We start from the raw sequence: 7,878 nt of genomic DNA, 5'->3' as shown, positions 1-7,878 counted from the left end.
AGCGCGTTGTGGCCCGCGACGATCATGCAGATGCACCCGCACGCGACGGTGCTGGTCGACGACGCCGCGGCCTCGCGCCTGCAGCTCGCGGACTACTACCGCCAGACGTACGCGTCCAAGCCCGACTGGCAGGGCCTGTAGAGCCCGCGCACTTTCACCCGGGCTCCACCTGGACGACCGTCCAGTTCGCTGCTTACGCTGAATGCAGCCGGTGCCCGCACGATCAGCCCCCTGCCAGTGCGGGCACCGGCGACGACGGCGGTGCCGCCCAGCCCGACCGATTTCGCCCGCACCCCGCCGGACCGACCTCCCTGGTCCGGCGGGGTGCGGGCGTTCGTGCACCCGTGCGCTTCCCCTTGACCCCCGATGCCCCGCAGGCTACGTTCCTGACGTCAGACATCTGACATCATCTGTTCAAGCAGTCTCGGCAGCGTCGCCGCGTCCCCCCTTGGCCGGCCGTCCGCACCGAGTGCTCCACGACCGGAAGGAACGGCATGATCGGACACCTCCGCAGACCAGCGCGCCGTGCGGTGACCCTCGTCGCCGCGCTCGCGCTGGGGATGGGCGGCGCCGTCGTCCCCGTCACGACGGCGGCCGCGCACCACACGACCCCCGCCCCCGACTACGACGTCGCCCCGGCGACCGGCGGACGGGGCACCTACAGCGAGCAGCAGCTCGCGACGAACGGGCAGGGCGGCTTCCCCAACTACCGCATCCCGGCCCTCACCGTGACCAACAGCGGCGCCGTCCTCGCGTCCTACGACGGCCGTCCCACGGGCGCCGACTCGCCCGGCCCGAACTCGATCCTGCAGCGCCGCTCCGACGACGACGGCGTCACCTGGGGGCCGCAGGAGGTCGTCGCGGGTGGCAGGACGACCGCGCCGATCGAGGGCTACTCCGACCCGAGCTACATCGTCGACCGCGAGACGGGGACGATCTTCAACTTCCACGTGAAGTCCTACGACCAGGGCTTCTGGGGGTCGCAGCCGGGCACGGACCCGACCGCGCGCAACGTCATCCAGGCGAACGTCTCCAGCTCGACGGACGACGGCCGCACGTGGACGCACCGCACGATCACGGCCGAGGTCACCGGTGACCTCGGGGCGCGCTCGCGCTTCGCGTCCTCCGGCCAGGGCATCCAGCTCAAGTACGGCCAGTACGCGGGCCGCCTCCTCCAGCAGTACACGATCATCAACGCCGCGGGCGCGGTGCAGGCCGTGTCCGTGTACTCCGACGACCACGGCGCGACGTGGAAGGTCGGCACGCCCGTCGGCACCGGCATGGACGAGAACAAGACGGTCGAGCTGTCCGACGGCCGCGTCATGCTCAACTCGCGCGACTCCGCCGGCTCGAAGTACCGCAAGGTCGCGTACTCGACCGACGGCGGCGTGACGTACGGCCCGGTGACGATCGACACCGAGCTGCCCGACCCGACGAACAACGGCTCGATCGTGCGCGCGTACCCGAACGCGCCGCAGGGCTCGGCCGAGGCCAAGGTGCTGCTCTTCTCGAACGCCGCGTCGCAGTCCGCACGCGTCAACGGCACCGTGCGCGTGAGCTACGACGACGGCGAGACGTGGCCCGTGGCGAAGGTGTTCCAGGCCGGCGGCATGGCGTACTCGACGCTCGCGACGCTCGCCGACGGCACGATCGGGCTCCTCTACGAGCCCGACGGCGGCAACGGCGGCATCCGCTTCGCCAAGCTCGACATGGACTGGATCCTCGCGGCTCCGAGCGACCGTCCCGGCGACATCACGATCACCGCGGCGAGCGTCACCAGCCCGACCCCTGCGGGCGGCTGGAAGGTGGGTGACGTCGTCAGCTACTCGTTCACCGTCACCAACCTCTCGGACGCCGTGACGACCGTGTCGCCCACGGGCGACCTGCAGCAGTTCGACCCGGCGCAGAGCACGCCGAACTGCCGCTACCGCAACCTCGGGCCCCGTGCCACGTACACGTGCACGAGCGCGCGCCACACGATCACGCAGGCCGACGTCGACGCGGGCCACTTCACGCCGCGCACCACGTGGACCTCGACCTCGGGGACGACGGTCACCACCGTCGAGCACTCGGGCCCGAGCGTGAACCTCGGCGGCCCGGGCAACATCCTCGTCTCGGGCGTCCACACCAACCCGAAGGAGACCTACGCCGTCGGGGACGTGCTCGAGTTCGCGTACACCGTGAACAACATCTCCACCGCGGGGACGCGCGTGGTGCCCACGGGCAACCTGGTCAACCTCGACCCGGCGCAGTACAGCCGCAACTGCCGCTACCTCAGCCTCGCGGCCCTCGCGTCGTACACGTGCACGTTCGCGCACCACGTCGTCACGCAGGAGGACCTCGACCGCGGGTCGTTCACGCCGGACACGACGTGGACCTCGACGTCCGGGACGACCGTGACGGTCGTCGAGCTCGACGGTCCGGCGGTCGAGCTCCCGTCCGCGGCCGCCCCCGCGCTCGACGTCCGCGCGTCGACGCGCTGCCTCGCCGGCACGGCGTACGTCGCCGTGACGGCGCAGAACACGGGCGCCGAGGCGGTCGACGTCACGCTGCGCACGCCGTACGGCGAGCGCACGGTCGCGGCCGTGCAGCCCGGCAGGTCGGCGTACCAGTCGTTCTCCGCCCGCTCGTCGGCGGTGGACGAGGGGACCGCCGTCGCGGCGGCGGGCTCCCAGGAGGTCGACGCCACGTTCGGCGCCTCCACCTGCGCCTGATCACCGAGGAGCCCGGCGGCCGGCGGGCCGCCGCGCTCCTCCGTCGTCCGAGCACGTGCTTGTTCCTGCTCGAATCGCGCCGCTATGGTGCACACATCATCAGGACTCCCCCAGCCCCCGACACCGACGTCGGTGAGAGGACGTTCCCGTGAGACCCCTGCTCCCCCTGACCGTGACCGCAGCGCTGCTGGTCACGGCCCTCGTCCCCGCGGGAGCGGCCGCGCACGTCGCCGCCCCCGCGGCCCCGCCCGCGGCGGCCGCCTCGCTCCCCGCCGCACCCGCCACCGCGCCCGCGGGCCCGGGCGAGGAGCTCGACGTCGTCGACCTCGCCACGCGCTACACCGGCAGCCACCTGCGCTACCGGATCCCCGCGCTCACCACGCTGCCGAACGGCGACCTGCTCGCCGTGTACGACGGCCGCCCGACCATGAACGACCTGCCCTCCAACATCGCGCTGCTCATGCGCCGCAGCACCGACGGCGGTGCGACGTGGCAGGAGCCCGAGGACATCCGCTCCGACGCGGCCCCGAAGGGCTACGGCGACCCGAGCGTCCTCGTCGACCGCGAGACCGGCCGCGTGTTCGTCTTCTACGCCGCGTCGGTCAACCAGGGCTACGCCGGGTCCGGCACGGGCAACGACCCCGACGACCCGAACCTCCTGCACGCCGACTACTCGTACTCCGACGACGGCGGCGTCACGTGGCAGCACCGCCGCATCACCGAGATGTTCAAGGACCCGGCCTGGGGCGGCCTGTTCGCCGCGTCCGGCGAGGGCATCCAGCTGCGCCACGGGCCGCACGCGGGCCGCCTGATCCAGCAGTACACGGTGCGCGCGGCCGGCGGGAACTACGCCGTGAGCGCCTACAGCGACGACCACGGCGAGACGTGGCAGCGCAGCGCGCCCGTGGGCCCGGGGGCCGACGAGAACAAGACCGTCGAGCTCGCGGACGGCACGGTGCTGCTCAACAGCCGCTCCGCGCCCTACCGCCTCGTCGCGACGTCGACCGACGGCGGCGCGACGTACACCGCCTTCTCGCCGGACACGGAGCTGATCGACCCCGCGAACAACGGGTCCGTCATCCGCGCGTTCCCCGACGCCGAGCCGGACGACCCGCGCGCGCAGGTGCTGCTCTTCTCCAACACCGAGGACACCGGCATCCGCCGCAACCTCACCGTGAAGATGTCCTGCGACTCGGGGCAGACGTGGCCCGTCCGCAAGGTCGTCGTGCCGGGCGCCGCGGGCTACTCGACGCTCACCCCGCTCGGCGACGGCACGTCCGACGACGACCTCGGCGGCAGCTACGGCCTGCTGTTCGAGCGCGAGGGCTACCGCAGCATCTCCTACACGAGCTTCGACCTCGACTGGCTCGAGGGCGCGTGCGCCCCGCTCGCCGTGACCGCCGCGTCGCCGCTCACGGCCGGGCAGCCCTCCGACGTCACGGTGACCCTGACCAACCAGGGCCCGGAGGCGACGGCCCCCGGCACGGTCTCGCTCGACGAGCAGGCCGGCTGGTCGGCCGAGCCGGTCGCCGTGCCGGTGATCGAGCCCGGCGCCTCGGCGACGGTCACGCTCGCCGTCACGCCCCCCGCGACGGCGGCGGCGCGCGCGCACGAGGTCTCTGTCCGGTACACCACCGGCTCGGGCGGGAGCGCCGTCAGCTCGTCGGCACGCCCGTCGCTGCAGGTGACCGGCGGCACGGCGACCCCCGCTCCGGCGGTCTCCGTGCTCCCCGTGCTCGACGCGATCTACACGGGCGGCGCCGACGGTCTGCTCGGCGACCAGGTCGCGCCGTGGATCCGCATCACCAACACGGGCAACGTGGCCCTCGCGAGCGTCGCGCTCGCCGGGCCGGACAACGCGTCGTCGTGCAACCGCTCGACGGCCCTCGCGCCCGGCGACTCGTACGTGTGCAAGAGCGTGCGCCACGTCGTGACGCAGGGCGACCTGGACGCCGGCGCGTGGACCCCGACGTTCACCGCCACGGGCACCACCGCGACGGGAGCGAACGCGACGCACGCCGCCGCGATGAGCCCCGTCGACCTCACGCTCCCGGCCGCCCCGGACGCCGACGCGACCGTCTGGGTGCCGTCGGGGGACGTGGCGAGCTCGTCGTTCGTGCGGGTCCCGCGCGCCGGCTCGACCGGGCCTGCGCTCGCGCCCTCCACGACGCTGCGGCTCCAGGTGCCCGCCGCGGGTACGGCGTCCGCGCAGCTCGCCGTCACCGCGCCCCACGGGCTCACGGGCCTGAGCGCCGCGGCGTCCGCGCTCGCCGGACCGGGCGGGGCGACGCTGCCCGCGGGGTCCGTGCGCGTGCGCTACCCGCAGTACGTCCCGGACACCGTGAACGGCGGGGTCGTCGCCGACCCGCTGCGCGACGTCGCGAGCGTCGACGTCGAGGCGGGCCGCAACCAGCCCGTGTGGCTCACCGTGGCCGTGCCCCCGGGCACCGCCCCCGGCGCGTACACGGGGACGGTCGCCGTGACGGCCGAGGACGGGACGATCGGCACCTGGCCCCTGCGGGTCGACGTGCCCGACGTCGAGCTGCGCCCGGTCGACGAGCGCCCGTTCGTGCTCGACCTGTGGGCCCACCCCGACGCGGTGGCCGACACGCACGGCCTCACGCCGTGGAGCGAGGAGCACTGGGACGCCCTGCGGCCCTACCTCGAGGACCTCGCGGCGCACGGCCAGGACGTCGTGAACGCGGCGATCGTCGAGGACCCGTGGCTCGTGACGATCGACGGCCAGCGCCGCGCGCAGACGGAGTCGCCGTACCGCAGCACGGTCGAGTGGATCTGGGACGGCACGGACTTCTCGTTCGACTACACCGTGTTCGACCGCCTCGTCACCGAGTCCCGTGCCGCGGGCGTCGGCGACACGATCCACGCGTTCGCGATGCTGCAGTTCACCGGGTCCGAGCGCCTCGTCTACACCGACTCCCGCACCGGTGAGCAGGTGACCGAGGAGATCTCGCTCGGCAGCGCGCGCTACCGCGCGGCGTGGACGGCGTTCCTGCGCGACTTCCGGGCGCACCTGGAGGACAAGGGCTGGTTCGACGACACGCGCCTCGCGTTCGACGAGCGCCCCATCGCGACCATGAACGTCGCGTTCGACGTCATCGCGCAGGCCGACCCGGCGTGGACGCCCAAGGTGGCCCTCGCGGCGAACTCGCTCGCCGAGGCGGACATCGCCGACTACATCAGCTTCAACTACTCGTTCCTCGACCAGGTGCCGGACTCCCTCGTCCGGTCCCGCGTGGAGGCGGGCGAGCCGACGCTGTTCTACACCTTCTACGACCCGGTCCGTCCGAACACCGTGACGGCGTCGCCGCCGGTCTCGACGCGCTCGCTCGGCTGGATCGTCGAGCAGCGCGACCTCGACGGGTACCTGCGCTGGACGTACAACTCGTGGCCGAGCGACGTCTACGCCGACCCGACGTTCCGGTACGGGCAGGGCGACGAGTACATCGTCTACCCGGGCGCCGAGCCGGGCGACGGGCCCGTGTCGTCGATCCGCTGGGAGGTGTTCCGCGACGGTCAGGAGGACGCGGAGATCCTCGACCTCGCGAAGGAGCGCCTCGGCGCCGACTCGGCGGTCGTGCGGACCGCGCTCGACGCGATCGACCCGCGCGCCGAGGACGGTCCTGCGACGTGGGCGGCGATGGTCGCGCAGCGCGCGAACGTCCTCGACGCGCTCGCCGCCGACGGCGGGGCGCGGGTGACGGCGACGCTGTCCGACCCCGTCGCGGGCGCGGGCGGGACCACCACGGTGGACGTCGAGGTCACGGCCGGCGAGCAGGCCCTGACCGACGTGCGGCTCGACCTCACGGTGCCGGACGTCGAGGTGACCGAGCCGGCGTCGACCGACCTCGCCCCGGGCGAGAGCGCCACGTGGCGCGCCGTCGTGCGCGTCCCGGCGGACGCGCGCAACCTCACCGTGGTCGCGGGCTCCGTCCTCGCGGGCGACGGCGAGCACGTCGGGTCGTTCACGGTCGTCCCGCTCGTCGAGAACGCGGTCACGGCCGCGGGTCCGATCACGGCCGAGCGCGCGAGCTCGCCCGACGCGGTCGCGCCGGTCGTGCTCACCGTCCCGGTCCGCAACCGGTCGTCCTCGCCGGAGACGGTCGTCCTCGCGGCGACCGACCTCGACTTCTGGGACGCCGAGCCCGTCGAGGTCGAGGTCCCGGGCAGCAGCACGACCGACGTGGAGCTCGCGCTCGACCCGGGCGGGCAGACCGGGTGGAGCACCGTCACCGCGACCCTCACCCACGGCGACGCCGTGCTCGCGACGGCCGCGCTCGACGTCGTGTCCGGCGGCGTGCACGTCTCCGACCTCGACTGGACGTCCGAGACGAACGGCTGGGGGCCGGCCGAGCTTGACAGCTCGAACGGTGAGGACGTCGCGGGCGACGGGCGCACGCTCTCGATCGGTGGCCGCACCTACTCGAAGGGCGTCGGCGTGCACGCCGTCTCGGCGATCACGTTCGACCTGCCGGAGGGCTGCACCACGCTCGTCTCCGACTACGGGATCGACGACGAGGTCGCCGGAGCCGCGCGCGTGACGTTCGAGGTGCTCGCGGACGGGACCTCGCGCTGGGCGAGCGGGGTCGTCACCCCCGCGTCGCGCGCCCAGCTCGCCGAGGTCGACGTGACGGGCGCGCAGACCGTGACCCTGCGCGTCGGCGACGGCGGCAACGGCGTCGGGCAGGACCACGCCGACTGGGCCGGGGCGTGGCTGCGCTGCGACGGGCCCGGGCCCGAGGACGTGCTCGTCGACGTCGAGGCGGTCACCCGCTGCCTCGCCGGCAAGGCGTACGTGGCCGTCACGGCGCGCAACGGCGGCGACGAGGCGGTCGACATCACGCTGCGCACGCCGTACGGCGAGCGCACGGTCGTCGGGGTCGAGCCGGGCAAGGCGGCGTACCAGTCGTTCGCGACGCGCGCCGGGTCCGTCGAGGCGGGGACGGCGAGCGCCGCGACGGCGACGTCGTCGCGCGACGTCCCCTACGCGGCGGCCTCCTGCGGCTGACGGCAGACACCGGTCCCGGGCGGGGGGGGGGCCGCCCGCGGGGGGGCCCCCCCCGGGGGGGGGGGGGGCCCCCCCCCCGGCCCCCCGGGGGGGGGGGGGGCCCCCCCCCCCCCGCGCGGGGCGGGGGGGGGACCCACC

General features: G+C 74.1%; 2 protein-coding genes and 1 pseudogene. All 3 read left to right on the top strand.

The genetic code is table 11. The annotated features are described in order from the left end of the window. Nucleotides 1–141 (top strand): annotated as a pseudogene (locus GYH36_RS19915) (glucosamine-6-phosphate deaminase); the annotation flags it as partial. 353 nt (nt 142–494) lie between these two features. Beyond that, nucleotides 495–2,714: a sialidase family protein gene (locus tag GYH36_RS18480; RefSeq protein WP_162290614.1), complete on the top strand. Its 2,220-nt coding sequence runs from the start codon at nt 495–497 to the stop codon at nt 2,712–2,714. Between the two features lie 148 nt (nt 2,715–2,862). Next, nucleotides 2,863–7,740: a glycoside hydrolase domain-containing protein gene (locus GYH36_RS18475; RefSeq protein ID WP_162290612.1), complete on the top strand. Its 4,878-nt coding sequence runs from the start codon at nt 2,863–2,865 to the stop codon at nt 7,738–7,740. The last annotated feature ends 138 nt before the right edge of the window (nt 7,741–7,878 follow it).

The organism is Cellulosimicrobium composti, from assembly GCF_010287905.1.
Lineage (GTDB): Bacteria > Actinomycetota > Actinomycetes > Actinomycetales > Cellulomonadaceae > Cellulosimicrobium > Cellulosimicrobium composti.
The sequence above is the reverse complement of the archived record's forward strand: the minus strand, read 5'-3'. Positions and strand labels throughout refer to the sequence as shown.

Bases quoted from the DNA above. Each gene is read 5' to 3' on its own strand.
- GYH36_RS18480 (WP_162290614.1), top strand. From the start codon at position 495: ATGATCGGACACCTCCGCAGACCAGCGCGCCGTGCGGTGACCCTCGTC.